Genomic DNA, 17950 nt, shown 5'->3' on the forward strand with positions numbered 1-17950 from the left:
CTAGATTATTTTTGATTAGCGTTAACTTTTTGATTGTTCATTAGCAGGGCTTCTATCTTAGCCAATCTGTCTTCCATAGCTTCAACTTTAGAAGCTTCTGCCTTCAAAGTGTTGTTCTCGGCTTTAAGCGCTTCTACTTCTGCAGAAAGTTCTTTTACTGCTTCAACTAATACCGCAGTCATTTCTGCATAGTTTACACCTTTGAAACCGTTTTCACGAGTGTGAACCAATTCTGGAAGCACTGCTTCAACTTCTTGAGCTATGAAACCGATTTTATTTTCTGGTCTAGACTCGTCTTTCCAGTTATAGCGAACACCTCTAAGTTTATGCACTATAGAAAGCCCTGAAGTAAGAGTGCTTACATTTTTCTTAAGGCGAGCATCTGATGATTGGTTGAGAGACCCTGAAATGTCAATGTTTCCGCTATTGTTATCATTAATGTTTACAAAAGCAGCTCCGTTTGTTGAGTTCACTCTTATAGTACCGAACTGGTTTCCGCTTCCATCTGCATGAAACTCTTGACTAACTAGCCATGGTCTATAAGATCCACCATTTCCATCTGAAACGTCTATTGTACTCTTGATTGCTGTGTATGTGTTTTGGCCACCATTTCCATCGTTTTCCCAGCTTCTTGAACCAATTTCAAAACCGCCTTCTTGTGTGTTTCCAATATTTATAATACCATATTCAGTATTAGCTCTATCTTGCGCTATTTCAAGATTGATTAAGCTGTTTTCGGTTGAGCCAGAGATTCTCATCATGCCGAAGTCTCGGTTGGCATCTGAGCCACCCATTTGAATGTTTTTGGAGTTGTTTGGACCGAATAATTGTAGGAAGCCAGAATTATCTCCGAAAGAGCCAACTTCTGCTCTTAGCTCATTATTGTTGTTGAAGAAAACCGCCTGTCCAAAGTTGTCACCTCTTCTTTCTAATCTTGCAACTTCATTTCCGTTTTCGCCTCTTACTATGTGAGATGCTGGATTTAGTAAGTTGTTCACATCGAAGTAGTTTAGAGAAACAGTTTCTACTCCGTTTTCACCTGTAGCGCTAAAGTTGATCTGGCCAAGCTCGGTGCCATTTTCCCAACGAGTTACTTCTAGCTGAAGCAGGTCTGGGTTGTACGTTCCATCTCCTTCTCCTTCAGTATAAGCACCTCTTAAACCCATGAAAGGTAGATTAGAATCTTCCCAGTTTTTCTGACCAATCCAGAAGTTAGAAGAGCTCGGGCCTTCAAGGGTGATTGATCCACCATCTTCATCATTTCCGCCCATTGAGGCTAGGGTTCTGTTATTGCTGGCAGATACTCTGAACTGACCGAAGTTTTCACCTCCACCAGCTAACCATCCGCTCTGAACTCTACCTTTAGCAGTGCCATCGTCATTTCTGGCAATCATGTTCGTCCATGGGTTCATATAACCTGCATGCTGATAAACAACTCTGGTTTCTCCTGTTTCAGGAATGCCAGCACTCATTTCCATGTAAGCCGAACCACCAGAATAGGTAAGCATTCTATAGGTGTTTCTGCCTAAAGAGTCGTTCAAGTAAAGAAGTCCTGCTTTTGGGCCATTAGAGCCTATGAGTACATTGGCGAAATCATCAGGGCTTTTTAGTTGGAACCTTCCTGCACCTTCATCATTCATGTCTAGAAGCGACATCTGCTGACCGAGTTGGTTTTTGGTTTCCATTCTACCATGCTCTTGGCCCATTACATCATTGTATGAGGCATCCATAAAGATGAGGTCATGAATAGGAGCTCCGTCTTCACCAGATTCAGGATTACCTTGAATTTTAAAGTATCCTTTGTTTAGGCCGCCTTCTTCCCAATACTTGCCACCCATGGCAATATTCATGTTGGTTTCACCAGAGAGACCGAAGTAACCATTTCCGTTGTAAGCTCTTAGGTCTACTCTTCTTACATCTAATGAATCATAAAGTCCTAAGAAGCCTGTGGTTCCTTCGTTTGCTGCCCCTAAGATTACTCTTCTTGTGTCGTTATGACCATAAGTAACCAGCGATGCTGAGTTGTTTGGTTCATAGAAACTCAATTCGCCTTTTAGCATGCCTTCTGGGCTATATACTTCTAGTGGTTGTTTAACACTAAATGGTGCGAAAAGGCTTGTTGAGCCTAGCACAGTATTTCCAATGCTTACAGTAAGAGTTCTTTCAACTGCATTATAGAACAGGTCTTCAGGCATTGGGTTTACGTCACCAAGGGTTACAGCATACAAGCCCTCTATTACCTGAACATCTGCTTGGGTTTCTGTCCAGCTTTCACCGTCTCCAAGGTCAATGGAAAAGGTAAATGTTCTTGCTCCTGTAACTGGAGTACCATTTTCATATAGCGTGCCTTGAAAGCTCATTTTTTTGCCTTCAGGCGCCATGGTTGTGGCTGCTTCATCTTGAAAGGGAGCTGCCATAATAGGTCCAGCACTCAGTAGGAGTGTTAGACACATAATAAGGAGTAGTGGTTTTTTCATTTTTTAAAATTTTGGTTGTGACAATTTATATTGATGATTATTCGCGTGATTTCTAAGGTAGCCGGAGTCACCGTTTGTGGCTCCGGCATGAGACTCAACTAAACCGACTATTGTTCTTTGTAAAGTTTTTTAGTTTTTAAGCCTAGCTCAATACTCAATTCAGAGTATTTCTAAGACATGAATGCCATAAGAACCATGGCCCAATCTGCATTAGACTGTAGTCCCAACTTGTTTCTTATGTTCTTTCTGTGCTCATCATAAGTGAGTACAGATATGGAGAGGGTAGAGGCGATATCACTTCTTGAATTACCCTTTGCCATGTGCTGAAGAATTTCAATCTCTCTTACTGAAAGAGCGTTTAAAATCTCCTTCTTTTTTGTCTGGATTTTGTTGGTCATTGGTTGTGTTGGAGTACCCGAATTGGAGTACTGATTGTTGTTACTAAAATTGGCGTTTAGAAGGCACAATTTCAGGTTTATGTTATGAGTGACATGTTACTTGTCACGAATGACATGTCTTTAGTGGCGTAAAATGGGGGTATTGCCACCCGAGATGTAATGAGTAACCTAAAAACCGATATGAAGAAAAAGACTAGTTGTTGTTTAGGAGTAAATCTAGCTTGTCTTTGTAGCTGCGGCTTACATTGAGTTCTTCTCCATTAATAAGTACTACTTTATTGGAGTATATAGACTTGACAGCATCTAGATTTACAATGTGGCTTCGATGAACCTGAATGAATTTTCTGGCGGGTAGTTCTGCCAATACATTCTTTAAAGAATTGCGGTCTATCTCAGGGTTCTCTTTAGTGCTTAAGTGAAACTCTAGATAAGGTCCATCAGAAGAAACATAATTGAGATCTTTAAGCTTAATGAGTGCTTTGCTTTTGAGTGTAATATGCTCTACTACTTCTGGTCGTGCAGACTTTTTAGAGAGCTCATTCAATTTCTTTTTAAGGTCTTTCAGTTCTTGGTCTTTAATAACATTCTCAGACTTTTCTCTTCTGTAGTAACGGTAGAGAATGATTGATACAACAATAAGAACTATGGTTATTGCTATGATTTGGAATGTAAGCTCTTGGTAGAAAGATTTTTCTGCTGACTCTTGCTCTATTTGTTCGTCTTTTTCTAATAAAGCCAGTTTAGAGCGTTGCTCCGCTATGCGCGCATTACTGCTAATTTTGGTAGGGTTGGCATCTAGGTTACTGTGTATTTTCTCATACTTCAGAGCTTTTTGAGGGTCGCCAAGCTTTTCATACAGTTCGGACACTATTCTAAAGCCATCTTTAGATAGGTGAGCAATGGAATTATCATTAATGAAGAGCTCAAATTCAGCGGCTATGGCTTTGGCTTTCTTTAACTCACCAATGAGCACGTTGTACTTAATTTTAGTAATGAATAAGTCTACAAATGCTGGTGGAGGATATTTATAATTGCTCGAAATATCGTCTGCTATTTCTATATGCATAGCGGCAGCTTCTTTAGTGCCTCTATTTATAGAGATAAGAGCCATTTCTAATTGAGGTCTTAGCGTTTGTTGCCAGTTTCTAGAAGTACTAGAAACTTCATAAGCTTTATTCCAATACAAATATGCTGAGTCGAGCTCTTCTAATGCATGGAATGCCTGTGCTTTACCAGAGTAAATGGCTCCTTGAACAGATTTGGACGGAAAGTTCTCAACGTCTATGTTATCATAGGCATCTAAGGCTCTATCATAAAGATTAAGGCTCGTTAACATTTGACCTAAGCCCAAATAGCTCATTCCGTGGATACCTACTGAGTCAGACTCAGCTAGTGCCAAAGTCTTTTCTAGGTTGTAAATGGCCCTAGCATACTCTCCAATTCTTCTATAGGCGTTGGCTTGGTTACCATAGGCCGATCGTTTTGCAGCGGAGTATTTTGGGTCGTCTCCACAGAGCTCGATCGACTCGTTTTGAACCTCAATGGCCATTTCCACTTGGTTGGTTCTCATGTATGCTATCCCTAAGAAGTTTAGAACCTTCAGGTGAATGTCTTTATAGTTTTCTTTATTGAAATATCTTCTGGCAAACTCCAGTTGTTCTACTGCAACCTGCAAGTTCCCCTGATGATATTGAATGAGCGCATCGAGAAACTGTTTCCCAGCTTGAGCAAGCTCTTCATTTTCGAAATTTGAGCTAGTAAGTTCTTGGATGTATTGGTCTATGCTGTCAGTTTGTGTGCGGTTATAAACTGTACCAATGTTTATAATAGCTTCAATCCGTTTGGCTTCCGTTTCAGCGTTGATGATATCAGCCTTGAGTTCAGAAAAATCGCTCTGAGCTAATAGGGTTGAGGTGAAGATTGAAAGACCCAGATAAAAGGCTACACTGGTAATTAACGCACGCACAGTAGCAAAATATTAGTATTTACTGAATTGAACAAGAGAGAATATTCAGGTATGCGAGGGGTTAAAACAAATGAGGGGCTAAATATCAGCCCCTCAATTAGTTATAATTTTTTTTTTAACTTTTTCTATTTGGCAAAGTTTACAGCGCGCATTTCTCTGATAACAGTAACCTTGATTTGTCCTGGGTACTGCATCTCTTTTTCAATTTTCTGAGAAATATCGAACGATAGCTGTGCAGCTTGATTATCGGTAACCGATTCTGCATCTACCATCACGCGAAGCTCTCTACCAGCCTGAATAGCGTAACATTTATTTACACCATCGAAGTTTAGGGCAAGAGTTTCTAACTCCTTGAGTCGCTTAATGTAAGACTCCATTACCTCTCTTCTTGCTCCTGGTCTTGCTCCTGAAATTGCATCACAAGCTTGAACCAATGGAGAGATCATTGAAGTCATTTCCATCTCATCGTGGTGAGCACCAATGGCGTTGCACACTTCAGGATGTTCTTTGTATTTCTTAGCTAGTTCGAAACCGAGAACTGCGTGAGGCATTTCTGGCTCTTCTGGCCAAACCTTTCCAATATCGTGAAGAAGACCTGCTCTTTTAGCTCTCTTAGGATTCAAACCTAATTCAGAAGCCATAGTAGCACAAAGGTTGGCTACCTCTCTAGAGTGCTGAAGCAAGTTCTGACCATAGGAAGAACGGAACCTCATTCGGCCGACTAACTTGATTAGCTCTGGATGAAGCCCATGAATGCCTAAATCGATCACCGTTCTTTCTCCAATTTCAGCAATCTCTTCTTCGATGTTCTTAGTGGTTTTGTTTACCACCTCTTCGATACGGGCCGGGTGAATTCTACCATCGGTTACCAACCTGTGTAGAGAGAGCCTTGCAATCTCTCTTCTTACAGGGTCAAACCCTGAAATGATGATGGCTTCAGGTGTATCGTCTACAATAATCTCAACTCCTGTAGCGGCTTCTAAGGCACGAATGTTTCTGCCTTCACGGCCAATGATCTTACCTTTAATTTCATCACTCTCAATGTTGAAAATTGAGACACAGTTTTCAATGGCATGCTCTGTGGCTGTACGCTGAATAGATTCTATAACAATCTTTTTGGCCTCTTTAGCGCCAGAAAGTTTTGCTTCATCTATGATGTCTTTTACTAATGCAGAGGCCTTGCTCTCCGCTTCGTCTTTCAGCGTTTCAATAAGCTGTTCTCTGGCTTCATCGGCAGAAAGGTTGGCTACTTTTTCTAGCTCTTTAACCTTTTCATCTACCTTGCTTTCAAGCTCTTCTTTTCTCTTTCTAACTATCTCTAGCTGAGCTTCTACATTTTCTTTAAGGCTATCTAATTCAGCATCCTTTCTATTGATTTCAGACTGCTTTTGATTCAAAGAAGCTTCGCGTTGCTTGAGTTTGTTTTCGTTAGAAATTATCTGATTCTTCTTTCTGTTAGCCTCTTCTTCGAAGTCTGCTTTTATTTTAAAGTACTTCTCTTTGGCTTCTAGAATTTTGTCTTTTTTGATGTTTTCGGCCTTTAATTCGGCCTCTTTAATGATCCGTTTTCCTTTTTCTTCCAGTTCTATGGCTGCGGCACGATTGAGCTTTTGAAGCAGATATCGACCGAACAAAAAGCCAACTACCAGCGCTCCGATGGCCGTTAGCAATATAGTAAGCGTGTCTCCCATAAATATTTATAATCTATGTGGAGATGAACAAATAAGTGAGTCGATAACGGTTTTTAAGAGAGTGTTTCCCGAATTAGTCGTTCCAGGTTTTCAATTGTGTTTTCAGCTGTGCTATCGATTGCAGTAGACTCTTCTTCGCTTTTTAGCTTAGCCACCATGCAGTCGAACGCTACCATTGCCAACAAATCTTCTTTATCATCAATACCAAACTTGTCTCTGTAAGACCTTAGTTTCTCATTGATGAATTTGCCTGCGTTGCGTACCCGTGCTTCCTCTTCAGGTTTAACCTTCATTGGGTACTCGCGGTCTCCTATTTTTAATTTTACTGATAGAAGATCCATATATTTCTAAATTAGCTCATATGAGCTATACAACGATCAATCTCTTTAATGTACTCGTTTAATTTATTTTTCAACTCAACAGATTCGTCTTTCTCCACTGTTGTGCTAGATACAATTTTAGCGATTTTATACTGATTTTGAAAATCAGCTAGTTTAGCCTTTAAGTCTGCAACTTCTGTTTTAAGTGATTGGTTTTTAGACTCTAATTGGCTGGTTTTGGCCTTTTCCGATTGATAAGCTCTTATCAATTCATTCACTTTTTTTTCAAGCCCCGTAAGCTTTTGGTCAATCGGATGGTTAGCCATTATTTTCTTATAGTTGCTCCCAAATCTTTTTCAAATACTGTCATTAACCTCTGCATGGTTTTATCAATAACCTTATCGGTGAGGGTTTTTTCTTGGTCTTGCAAGAAGAAACTTACAGCATAAGCTTTTTCATTAGCTCCAATTTTATCTCCCTCATAAACATCGAACACTCTAATGCCATTCAGGAGTTTGAATGCATTTCTTTCTGACAGTTTTCTAATCTCTTCAAAATTTACTGATTTGTCAATAACTAGAGATAAGTCTCTTTTTACTTCAGGGAATTTTGAAAGTGGTTTAAAGTCAACAATCAACGGATAGTTGTGTCTTAGCATTTCCCAATCAAAGTCGGCATAGAAAACCTCTTGCTTTACCTCGCTGAGTTTGGCCAATTTAGGGTTTACTTTGCCAAATCTAACTGCCGTCTTTTTATTGTAGCTAATTTCTATTCCATAGCTCCATAAATCGGACTGAATGTCTGTTGTCTCTAGTCTATCTAAACCAAACTTGTTCAATATTTGATAGACTAATTGCGAAAGATCATGGAACCTTACAGGTCTGTTGCTATCTAACCAAGACTCGGCATTGTTTTCACCTGTTAGGAAAATAGCGAGCCTTGAATATTCCTTATATTTTTCGCCTCTCTTGTGGTAAGTTGTTCCAAATTCGTAAAGTTTTAAGCTGTTCTGTCTTCTCTTTACGTTGCGGTCTATTACTTCCAAGCCAGAGAACATCAATGTTTGACGCATCACGTCTAATTCTTCACTTAGATAGTTCAGAATATGAACATCCTCGTTGGAGTCAATAGATTCGGTTTCTGCTACATACTGATGCTTAGTGAGAGAGTTAGTTACAATCTCATTATAGCCAGCGCCTGCAAGCATTCTTGATACCTCTAACTGAAGAGAGTCGTTGTCTTTTTTCGGAAACTCTGATAGAAAGCTAGAGCTTAATGTAGGCTGAAGTTCAACATTGTTGTAGCCGTAAACCCTAAGTACTTCTTCTACAATGTCGGCCTCTCTTTGAACATCCACTCTATACGGAGGAACTATGGCGGTAAAACCTTCGTCCGTTTTACTTTCTAGCTGAATGTCAAGCCCAATTAAAATATTTTCAATTTGGTCTTTAGACAGCTCCTTACCGATTAGTTGATTGATTCTGTGATAAGTAACATCGACCTTAAAGTTGTCTACAAGATTTGGATATATGTCGAACACTTCGCCAACAATTTCTCCTCCGGCAATTTCTTGAATTAACTTGGTAGCATATTGTAAGGCAAAGAAAGGCATGTTAGGGTCAGTGCCGCGCTCATACCTAAAAGAAGCATCTGTTTTAAGCTGATGGTTCTGCGCTGTTTTTCTGATGCTGTCTGGAGAAAAGTAAGCGCTTTCTAAAAACACCGAAGTGGTTTTTTCAGTAACGCCAGATTTGATTCCGCCAAAAACTCCTGCAATACACATGCCTTCGTTCTGGTTGCAGATCATTAAATCTTCAGCATAGAGCTTTCTTTCTTTTTCATCGAGGGTTATGAATTTGGTTCCTGCAGAAAGTGTCTTTACAACTACCTCTTTTCCTGTAATAGCATCTACGTCAAAGGCGTGCATTGGCTGACCAAGGCTGTGGAGTACGTAGTTTGTAATGTCTACCACATTGTTGGTTGGGTTGAGCCCAATAGCTTTGAGTTTGGTTTGTAGCCACTCTGGAGATGCTTCAACTTTTACTCCTTCTATTGTGAGGCCAGCATAGCGTGGGCAAGCTTCAGTATTTTCGATAGTGAGTTTTACTCCTCCTTCTGATTTAACAGGAGTAATGTCAGTAACCTCAGGAAGTTTAATATCTCTCTTTAAAGCCGCCTTTAAATCTCTTGCCACACCAAGGTGAGAGGCAGCATCAGCTCTATTTGGAGTAAGACCAATTTCAATAACATAGTCAGACTCTAGGTTAAAATATTCTGCAGCTGGAGTTCCATTAGGTAGGTCAGTATCTAATACCATTATGCCAGCGTGAGAGTTGCCTAGTCCAATCTCGTCTTCTGCACAAATCATTCCTAAAGAAACTTCGCCTCTAATTTTAGCCTTCTTAATGGTGAAAGGTTCTCCTTCGGCAGGATAGAGGCTGGCGCCAACTGTGGCAACCACTACTTTCTGACCTGCAGCTACATTTGGTGCTCCACAAACAATTGGAGAAGGCTCATCTGTACCAATATCTACAGTTGTGAGTTTTAATTTGTCGGCATTTGGATGTTGAGAGCAGGTTAGTACTTCGCCAATTACCAAGCCTTTAAGGCCTCCCTTTACGCTTTCTACCTCTTCTAAGCCTTCAACTTCCAAACCTGTATCGGTCAGGATAGTCGAAATTTCCTGAGGTGTTTCTGAAATGTCTATGTATTGCTTAAGCCAGTTGAGCGATATTTTCATATTAACTGATGAACCGTTATCAAAGAATGGGCAAAATTAGTGATTAATTGCTGCTTACGTCAGTATTAATGGTTTTTGTAGATTTTTTCTCCAGCCTCAATCGGAATACTCAGAACGTTTTGTCTTGGCGGAATTGGGCAGCTATATTCTGCATTAAAATGACAGAATGGATTATAGGCGTTATTGAAGTCTATAATAACGGAATTGGTGTTTCTATACATAACGTCTAGGTAGCGGCCTCCTCCGTACGTTTCTATTGCACTGGTTTCATCCGCAAACATTAAAGAGAGCTTGTTTGGGTCTTTCTCTTCCCAGTCTTGGTATAGCATTACACTATGTTGTTGTCCTTTCAGTTCGAAATTGGCTGTAGCAAAGGGGATATACTTAAGTTGTTCTCCTGTAGTAGATTCAATGAAGATGGGCTGCTTATTATTAGTTTTTTCAATTCTAGCTGTCACTTTAAACTCTTCATCTATCGGATAGTAGTTTAGTCCGGTAAAGTTCTGCTTATCTTCTTCGATCAAAGGTGAGTTTGAAGAAAGCATGTATCCATTTTTGTCTTTTCTTTCTTGCTCTAGCCGCTCAGTATAGTCTTTGGAGCTTTCGCCAATGGTTAGAAAGTTAAAAATGGTAATGGCTACAATAGCCACTATCAATAGAATGAACAGATTACTCTTTTTCATAAGGTAAAATTAACCTGAGGAAGATTAAAAAGCGAGTTTTGGAAAGAGTATGATGTTACGGTTACAGTTCTCCTTCGTCAGCGAAACTATAATAGCCGTTATCAGCGAAGATTATATGGTCTAGCACAGGTATTTCTAATAGTTTACCAGCCTCTACTATTTTTTTTGTTAGCTGTCTATCTGCGTGGCTTGGCTGTAAGTTGCCGCTGGGGTGGTTGTGAACCAAAATAATTCCACTAGCCAGATCATCTAACGCTTTTTTAAAGATAAGCTTGGGGTCGGCCACTGTTCCGCTTACACCTCCTTGGCTAATGTTTCTTTTATGAATGATATGGTTGCTTCTGTTAAGCATAATTACCCAAAACTGTTCGGTTGGTAGGTCTAGCAGTTCGGAAGCTATGGATTCGTAAGCATCTTTAGAGCTTTGAATTTTTATCCGTTTTGCTGGCTCTGTGGCTTTTCTCCTTCTCCCTAGCTCTAATGCGCTTACAATGCTAATGGCTTTTGCTTCTCCTATGCCTTTAAATTGTGTTAGGTCTTTTACAGAAAGTCTGGCTAGAGAGTTTAAGTCATGGTTTACTGATTGTAGAATTTTCTTCGAGAGATCTACTGCACTAAGTTCGGATGATCCAGAGCCAATAAGGATTGCAATGAGTTCTGCGTCTGATAATACGCTCCGACCTTTGAGTAAAAGCTTTTCTCTTGGTCTGTCTTCTTCTGCCCAGCTAAGAATATTCAAGCCTTTTTCCATATTTAATAATAAAGAAAAAGTTTAAATATTAAGTTGAATTATTGCTGAAAGGGCATAAAAAAACCGAACCTTTTGGGCTCGGCTTCTTTCAAAGTCTTTTCAATTAAAGCGCATTTACCAACTTAGTCAATTTAGACTTTTGATTAGATGCCTTATTCTTATGAATGATATTTTTCTTAGCAAGTTTATCCAACATGCCGATCACTTTCTTCAAAAGCTCTTGTGCTTCAGCCTTATCAGTCGTGTTTCTCAATCTCTTCACAAACGTACGAGTCGTTTTGTGCTGATATCTGTTTCTCAAACGCTTAGCTTCGTTTGATCTGATTCTCTTAAGTGCTGACTTATGATTTGCCATTTATATTTCTGCTTTCTGAATTGGGATGCAAAGATAGGTCTAATTCAATTATTTGCAAAATATAGAAAAGAAATTTCAAATCAGGTCAAAGTTTTTATTCGACTGACTACCAGAATACTCAGTGTTTCATGGTGGTTTCTGTTAGGTAAGCAGTGTTTTCACAGCAAAAATGCCTATCTTATATTTATAATCATCTGGCTATGAAGTATTTAATTTTATTACTCTTAGGTTTTTTGGTAAATGGGTCGTCTACCAAAGAGCCAAGCTACAGTATTGAAACCACTAACGCGCTGGAAGGAGCTTGGGAGATGGTGAGCATGAATGGTCAAAAAATATCGCATCGGGCTGTTCTGCTTATTGAGGAGCCCTATGCTTTTTATACAGAATTCGATGTGGAAAATAAAGAGTTTGTTGGGTCTCAGGGAGGAACTATTGAGATTATTGCGAATAAGGTTTTCTACACCATGGAGTTTAACACGTGGTCTGATGAGCAAATTGGAGAGCAAATTCAGATGACTGCGGAGCTCAAGGCCAATGAGGTAACTCTTATGTATAATTATGATGCAGGAACCTCTAATAAGATGATTTTAAATAGAATCGATGATGGGAATAGCGATTTGGCTGGTGCTTGGCGCATAACGGATAGAATGAGAAATGGTGAAATGCAAGCCATGCAGTTGGGTGCAAGAAAAACTATTAAGATGATTACGGGAAGTAGGTTTCAATGGGCTGCCTTTAACCCAGAAACCAAACAGTTTTCAGGTACTGGTGGGGGAAAAGTAACCTTGAAAGACGGTAAATATTCCGAGCATATTGAGTTCTTTTCAAGAAACCCTGATAGAGTTGGAGCTGATCTTACCTTTAATTACGAAGTGAATGGCGACAAATGGACCCACAGTGGTTTAAGCTCTTCCGGAGACCCAATTAAAGAAATCTGGACTCGGCAGTAGAGGGTAATAAGTTCTTTTCCGGTTTAGGAAAATCAATTTTGGCACGGTAATGGAATAACTCACTGCAATGCATTTGAAATAATTGGTCCGGACCTTGAAATAAGTCAGAAACTAAAATTCAAGGTTATGAAAAGAGTAATACTATTATCAGGAATACTACTTATGTTCTTTTCTGCCTCAGATATGCTTGCCCAAAGAGGAAGGCAAGATGACCGTAGAAGAGGAGATAGGAAAGAGGATGTAAGAAGAGACAACAGGAAAGGGGACGATCGTAGAAGAGATGGTCGTAACAACGGTTATAGAGATAACGATAGAAAAGGCCGAAAGGACAAATACGGTAGAACAGTAAAAGTTGTAGATAGAAGGGTTTACCGAAATAACGGCCGCAGATATAACAACAGGCCTGTGGTTGTGCGAAATACCAGAGTTTACTATGATTATGACTTCCGCAGAGGAAGAAGAATAAAAGTAAACAGAGGGTATAGGCCTAGTGCAAGACACATTTGGATATCTGGCTATTGGACTTATGACAGAAGACTAAGAAGAGATGTGTGGGTTGATGGCTACTGGTCTGTGAGAAGAAATAATCACAGGTGGGTGCCAGGACATTACAGAAGGTTCAACGGTGTGAGGATATGGATAGATGGGTGTTGGACCATTGGTTAAAACAGACTCCGATCAGAAATGATCGGAGTTTTTTTTATGCCCATTTTTTCAATGGTTCGGTTGAAATTGACATGTGAGATGCATCAAAAACAACTTCACCTCCATTTAAAACAATCATTTGTGGAGACTCATGATATACGCCAAACTCTGTTTCTACTGCGTTCGATATCTGTCTGTAGGTGATCAAGTCTAAGTAGTAAGGGGTGATTTTATTGAGTTCCTCGCTCCACTCTCTCTCTAATCTGCTCAAGGCCATGCTGCTAATACTACAGCGTATACTATGTTTGAATATTAAAACAGGTTGCGTTTTACTCTCCTCTTTTAAGCTTTGCAATTGCTCTATAGTGGTGAGTTTTTGCCAGTCGATAGCCACTCGTTTTTCAGTATTCGATTTTTTCCAGAACATATCAGTAACTGTTTAGGTCTATTACCTTTTCTTTCAACCTCTTAATTGGTAAGAAGTTTTCTTCTAAGGTTTTGGTGAATGGAACAGGCGTGTCTAAGCTGGCTATTCTTGCAACAGGAGCGTCTAGGTGCTCAAACAAATGCTCAGAAATCCATGCAGAAACTTCTGCACCAATTCCTCCAATCATAGTGTCTTCATGGAGAACTAAGGCTTTGTTCGTCTTTTTAACGGATTCTGCCACCGTTTCAGAATCCCATGGGCTGAGCGTTCTGAGGTCAATTACTTCTATCGAAATCTCTTTTAGTTCTTCTGAAAGTGCTTTAGCCCAATGCACACCCATACCATAGGTAATGATTGAAATATCTTCACCTTCTTGAGTAATAGCAGCCTTGCCAACTTCAATGGTGTAGTAATCGTCAGGAATTTCCTGAGAAAGTGATCTGTAGAGGGCTTTATGCTCGAAGAACATATAAGGGTTTGGCTCTTCAATGGCAGCGTTTAACAGCCCTTTTGCATCGTAAGGATTAGAAGGGTAGACGATCTTAAGACCTGGCGTATGGAAAAACCATGCTTCGTTAGACTGAGAGTGGAATGGCCCTGCACCTACACCAGCTCCTGTTGGCATTCGCACCACAACATCTGCATTCTGATTCCACCTGTAGTGAATTTTGGCTAGGTTATTAACAATTTGGTTGAACCCGCAGGTAACAAAGTCGGCAAATTGCATTTCTACTACCGCCTTATACCCGTTGATACAGAGCCCAAGGCCAGTACCAATAATTGCAGACTCACAAAGTGGTGTGTTACGGATTCTTTCTCTGCCGAATTTTTCAATAAAACCTTCCGTGATTTTAAATACTCCGCCATAGTCGCCAATGTCTTGGCCCATTACCACCAAGTTGTCATATCTCTCAAGGCTTTGTTTTAGTCCATCGGAAATGGCGTCTACAAACCTCTTATCTGACTTACTTTCTGAATCTGGAGTTTTTACCTCTTGCTCAAAAGGCTGGAACATATCACCAACCTCTGTTTCAAGCTTAAATTCAGGCAGACTTTCGGCATAAGCCGTTTCTAGTCCTGTATCTATATCTGCTTTTATTTCGGCCTTATACTCTTCGATCAGTTGTTCAGTCAGTACTCCATTCTTTAGTAAATACTGCTCGTAATTTTCTACTGGGTCTTTTTTAGCCCAGTGCTCCATTAATTCCTTCGGAACGTATTTGGTGCCACTAGCTTCTTCATGGCCTCGCATTCTGAAGGTTAAAGCCTCTACAATTACTGGCTTAGGGTTTTTTCTTACCTCTTTAACCAGTTTTGAAATGGTTCTATGAACTTCTAAAATATTGTTACCATCTACTTGAACAGCTTCAATGCCATATGCTGGTCCTTTATCTAGAAAACTGTTGAACTTAAACTGTTCGTGGCTTGGAGTTGAAAGACCATAACCGTTGTTTTCAATCACAAAGATGACGGGCAGATTCCATACTGCAGCTACATTTAGTGCTTCATGGAAGTCTCCTTCAGAGCTCGCGCCATCACCTGTGAACACCAAGGTGGCCTTCTGTTCTTGCTTGAGTGTGTTAGCAAGTGCAATTCCATCGGCCAGTGCCATTTGTGGGCCAAGGTGCGAGATCATTCCAACGATGTGATGTTCCTTCGACCCAAAGTGGAAAGACCTGTCTCTTCCTTTAGTAAAGCCACTTAATTTCCCTTGAAACTGTGCAAAAAGACGGTTTAGAGGAATGTTTCTGCCAGTGAAAACGCCCAAGTTTCTATGCATGGGCAGAATGTACTCATCAGCTTCTAGTGCTTGTACAGCACCAACGGATACTGCCTCTTGGCCAATTCCTGAAAACCATTTACTGATTTTTCCCTGCCTAAGCAGAATCAGCATTTTCTCTTCAATTAGCCTTGGGGTAATTAACTCCTTGTATAAATGGAGTAGTTGATCTGGGGTATAACCGGTTTTACTAAATCTCATAGGTGGTGATGTAGGGAGCAAAATTAAAGTAAAGCCCCAATTGCAAAAATTAAGGGTCATTATTTTTAACTTGGCCACCTGCAATGATTAACTACGAGAGTTTTACTTTAGCTAATGGACTGAAGGTGATTGTGCATGAAGATCATTCTGCACCAATTGCTGCTTTTAATCTTCTCTATAAGGTTGGAGCCAGAGATGAAGACCCTGAAAAGACCGGTTTTGCTCACTTATTTGAGCATTTGATGTTTGGTGGCTCCAAGCATGTGCCCGAATATGACGAGCCTTTACAGAAAGTAGGTGGCGATAATAATGCTTTCACCAGCAATGATATTACCAACTACTACATTACGCTCCCTTCTTCCAATTTAGAAACTGCTTTTTGGTTAGAGTCGGATAGAATGCTGAGCCTTTCTTTCGATCCTAAAGTTTTAGAAGTGCAGCGCTCTGTGGTGATTGAAGAATTCAAGCAGCGGTATTTGAACCAACCTTATGGAGATGCTTGGTTGAAACTTCGGCCATTGGCCTACAAAGAGCATCCTTACAGGTGGGCGACTATTGGTAAAGAGATAAGCCATATTGAAAAGGCTACAATGGATGATGTGAAGGAGTTTTTCTTCAAGTATTATCTGCCAAATAATGCAGTTTTAGTTGTTGCCGGAGATGTGACTCTTTCAGAAGTAAAGAGGCTTTCTGAAAAGTGGTTTGGCGAAATTCCAATGGGTAAAGCAGTTGAAAAGAATTTGCCTGTTGAGCCGGAACAGACTGAGTATAGGCTATTGGAAGTAGAGGAAGATGTGCCTATTGATTCGCTTTACATGGTGTTTCATATGGGAGCCAGATTGGACGATAGCTATCATGCCACCGATCTGTTGAGTGACATTCTTGGCAGAGGTAAATCTTCAAGGCTCTACAATGAGCTAATTGAGCAAAAGCGAATGTTCAGCTCTCTGTCAGCCCATGTTTCAGGTTCGTTAGATCCAGGCTTGTTCGTTATTGAAGGAAAGCTAAATACCGAATTCACTATAGAGGAGGGAGAAGAAGCTATTTGGAATCTGATTGAAGCATTCAAGTCTGAAGAGCTTTCAGAGCTTGAAGTAACAAAAGTTAAAAACAAGGCAGAGTCAACTTTGGTTTTTTCTGAAATGGAGCTGCTAAATAGGGCGATGAACCTTGCCTATGCCGAAATGCTAGGAGATGTTAGTTTAGTGAACCAAGAGTTGGCTAAAATCAGAGGTGTAGGCCCTGAAGATATTCTGGCTGCTGCAAAAAAAGTTTTGAGAAAAGAAAATGCCTCAGTTTTGAGGTATAAGTCAAATAAGAAATAGATGAAGATTAGAGTAGGTTTTGGGTACGATGTACATAAACTAGAAGAAGGTAGAGATTTCTGGCTCGGAGGAATTAAAGTTCGGCATACTCATGGTGCAGTTGGTCACTCTGATGCCGATGTACTTATTCACGTGATTTGCGATGGGCTGCTTGGTGCTGCTAATATGCGAGACATCGGGTATCATTTTGCTGATACTGACCCAGCTTACAAGGGCATTGATAGTAAAATCTTACTTCAACGCGTAATGATGCTATTGAGAGATGCTGGTTACGAAGTGTCTAATATAGATTCTACTATCTGCTTGCAGCAGCCTAAGGTAAATCCGCATATTCCAGAGATGAAAACTGTGTTGGCTAAAGTGATGGAAATTCCTGAAGAAGATATCTCTATTAAAGCTACTACAACAGAGAAGCTAGGGTTTGTGGGTAAGCAAGAAGGCGTTGCCGCTTATGCTACTGTTCTAATTCAAAAATAGATGGAGGAGAATTCAATTCGCCTAATTACTACTTCAGATGGGTCTCATTCATTATATAACCCGCAATTAAAAGAGACCTATCATTCCACTCATGGAGCCTTAACGGAGTCTCTTCATGTGTTTATTAAAGAGGGCTTGGAGTTATTGGTTCAAGAAGGCTGCAAGCAGATCAGTATCTTAGAGGTAGGCTTCGGAACAGGTCTAAACGCATTATTGGTTTGGGATTTTGCTTTGAAGCATTCTGATGTCCAGATTCATTACGAAACGCTAGAGCCGTTTCCATTAGATCAGCAACTTTATCAGCTGCTTAATTATACCACGCTTTTCGAAAGCCATGTAAGTGCCGAACAGTTTCAAAGCCTTCATACTGCCGCTTGGGCTGAGCCTCAGTCACTCAATGAAAACTTCACTTTTGTCAAACATAAGACCTCATTAAAAGATTTTCGATCTGAATATAAGTTCAACCTCGTATTTTATGATGCATTTGCGCCAAGCAAACAAGCTGAAATGTGGGATGTGGAAGCACTTGGTTGTACATATAGTATGATGGACGAAAAGGCGGTGCTGGTTACTTACTGTGCTCAAGGACAATTCAAGAGAAACCTGGCCGGGCTTGGTCTGCAAGTAGAAACAATAGATGGCCCTCCCGGAAAAAAAGAGATGGTGAGGGCGAGGAAATAGGGTATTACATTTTCATATTCAGAAGTGCTCGAGTAGCGAAGAAAACTGTATATTCGACTTCCCTTATTGAGTATGAACGGTAA

General features: G+C 40.2%; 17 protein-coding genes. 5 read left to right on the forward strand and 12 right to left on the reverse strand.

Annotated elements, in window-relative coordinates:
• Positions 1 to 5: 5 nt before the first annotated feature.
• The 10 genes from AWW68_RS06660 to rpsT all read right to left on the reverse strand — a co-directional run bounded on the left by AWW68_RS06660 (position 6) and on the right by rpsT (position 11381).
• The gene (locus AWW68_RS06660; RefSeq protein WP_084375595.1) at positions 6 to 2477 is read right to left on the reverse strand and encodes a tail fiber domain-containing protein; all 2472 of its coding nucleotides are present in this window, start codon (positions 2475 to 2477) and stop codon (positions 6 to 8) included.
• Between the two features lie 170 nt (positions 2478 to 2647).
• The gene (locus tag AWW68_RS06665; protein WP_068218229.1) at positions 2648 to 2875 is read right to left on the reverse strand and encodes a response regulator transcription factor; all 228 of its coding nucleotides are present in this window, start codon (positions 2873 to 2875) and stop codon (positions 2648 to 2650) included.
• 193 nt (positions 2876 to 3068) lie between these two features.
• Positions 3069 to 4841: a LytTR family transcriptional regulator gene (locus tag AWW68_RS06670; protein ID WP_068218231.1), complete on the reverse strand. Its 1773-nt coding sequence runs from the start codon at positions 4839 to 4841 to the stop codon at positions 3069 to 3071.
• Positions 4842 to 4966: 125 nt separating this feature from the next.
• A complete protein-coding gene (rny, locus tag AWW68_RS06675; protein ID WP_068218234.1) occupies positions 4967 to 6532 on the reverse strand; it encodes a ribonuclease Y in 1566 nt (521 codons plus the stop codon).
• Between the two features lie 53 nt (positions 6533 to 6585).
• On the reverse strand, positions 6586 to 6873 hold the full coding sequence (locus AWW68_RS06680) for a cell division protein ZapA (protein WP_068218238.1): 288 nt from the start codon (positions 6871 to 6873) through the stop codon (positions 6586 to 6588).
• 11 nt (positions 6874 to 6884) lie between these two features.
• Positions 6885 to 7178, reverse strand: a complete 294-nt coding sequence (locus tag AWW68_RS06685; RefSeq protein ID WP_068218241.1) for a hypothetical protein — start codon at positions 7176 to 7178, stop codon at positions 6885 to 6887.
• On the reverse strand, positions 7178 to 9592 hold the full coding sequence (gene pheT / locus AWW68_RS06690; RefSeq protein WP_068218244.1) for a phenylalanine--tRNA ligase subunit beta: 2415 nt from the start codon (positions 9590 to 9592) through the stop codon (positions 7178 to 7180). Before pheT ends, AWW68_RS06685 begins: the two co-directional genes overlap by 1 nt.
• A 65-nt stretch (positions 9593 to 9657) precedes the next feature.
• Positions 9658 to 10275 carry a DUF1684 domain-containing protein gene (locus tag AWW68_RS06695; protein WP_068218247.1) on the reverse strand — a complete coding sequence of 206 codons (618 nt, stop codon included), beginning with the start codon at positions 10273 to 10275 and terminating at the stop codon, positions 9658 to 9660.
• A gap of 61 nt (positions 10276 to 10336) precedes the next feature.
• Positions 10337 to 11026, reverse strand: a complete 690-nt coding sequence (gene radC / locus AWW68_RS06700) for a RadC family protein (RefSeq protein ID WP_068218250.1) — start codon at positions 11024 to 11026, stop codon at positions 10337 to 10339.
• 103 nt (positions 11027 to 11129) lie between these two features.
• Complete coding sequence (rpsT, locus tag AWW68_RS06705; protein WP_068218253.1) at positions 11130 to 11381, reverse strand: 30S ribosomal protein S20; 252 nt, start codon at positions 11379 to 11381, stop codon at positions 11130 to 11132.
• Positions 11382 to 11581: 200 nt separating this feature from the next.
• On the opposite strand from rpsT, the gene AWW68_RS06710 reads away from it, so the two are divergent.
• The gene (locus AWW68_RS06710) at positions 11582 to 12331 is read left to right on the forward strand and encodes a hypothetical protein (protein WP_068218256.1); all 750 of its coding nucleotides are present in this window, start codon (positions 11582 to 11584) and stop codon (positions 12329 to 12331) included.
• 126 nt (positions 12332 to 12457) lie between these two features.
• On the forward strand, positions 12458 to 12997 hold the full coding sequence (locus tag AWW68_RS06715; protein WP_068218259.1) for a hypothetical protein: 540 nt from the start codon (positions 12458 to 12460) through the stop codon (positions 12995 to 12997).
• 34 nt (positions 12998 to 13031) lie between these two features.
• Here AWW68_RS06715 and ytxJ read toward each other — a convergent pair whose 3' ends face one another.
• Positions 13032 to 13403: a bacillithiol system redox-active protein YtxJ gene (gene ytxJ, locus AWW68_RS06720; protein ID WP_317038746.1), complete on the reverse strand. Its 372-nt coding sequence runs from the start codon at positions 13401 to 13403 to the stop codon at positions 13032 to 13034.
• Between the two features lies 1 nt (position 13404).
• Positions 13405 to 15384, reverse strand: a complete 1980-nt coding sequence (locus AWW68_RS06725; protein ID WP_068218261.1) for an alpha-ketoacid dehydrogenase subunit alpha/beta — start codon at positions 15382 to 15384, stop codon at positions 13405 to 13407.
• A gap of 83 nt (positions 15385 to 15467) precedes the next feature.
• On the opposite strand from AWW68_RS06725, the gene AWW68_RS06730 reads away from it, so the two are divergent.
• Genes AWW68_RS06730 through mnmD form a run of 3 tightly spaced genes read left to right on the forward strand, consistent with a single transcriptional unit; the run spans position 15468 to position 17867 of the window.
• Positions 15468 to 16709 (forward strand): M16 family metallopeptidase, encoded by a 1242-nt coding sequence (locus AWW68_RS06730; RefSeq protein WP_068218263.1) that lies wholly within the window; start codon positions 15468 to 15470, stop codon positions 16707 to 16709.
• The gene (gene ispF, locus AWW68_RS06735; protein ID WP_068218266.1) at positions 16710 to 17186 is read left to right on the forward strand and encodes a 2-C-methyl-D-erythritol 2,4-cyclodiphosphate synthase; all 477 of its coding nucleotides are present in this window, start codon (positions 16710 to 16712) and stop codon (positions 17184 to 17186) included.
• On the forward strand, positions 17187 to 17867 hold the full coding sequence (gene mnmD, locus AWW68_RS06740) for a tRNA (5-methylaminomethyl-2-thiouridine)(34)-methyltransferase MnmD (protein ID WP_068218268.1): 681 nt from the start codon (positions 17187 to 17189) through the stop codon (positions 17865 to 17867).
• The last annotated feature ends 83 nt before the right edge of the window (positions 17868 to 17950 follow it).

The organism is Roseivirga spongicola, assembly GCF_001592965.1.
Classification (GTDB): Bacteria; Bacteroidota; Bacteroidia; order Cytophagales; family Cyclobacteriaceae; genus Roseivirga; species Roseivirga spongicola.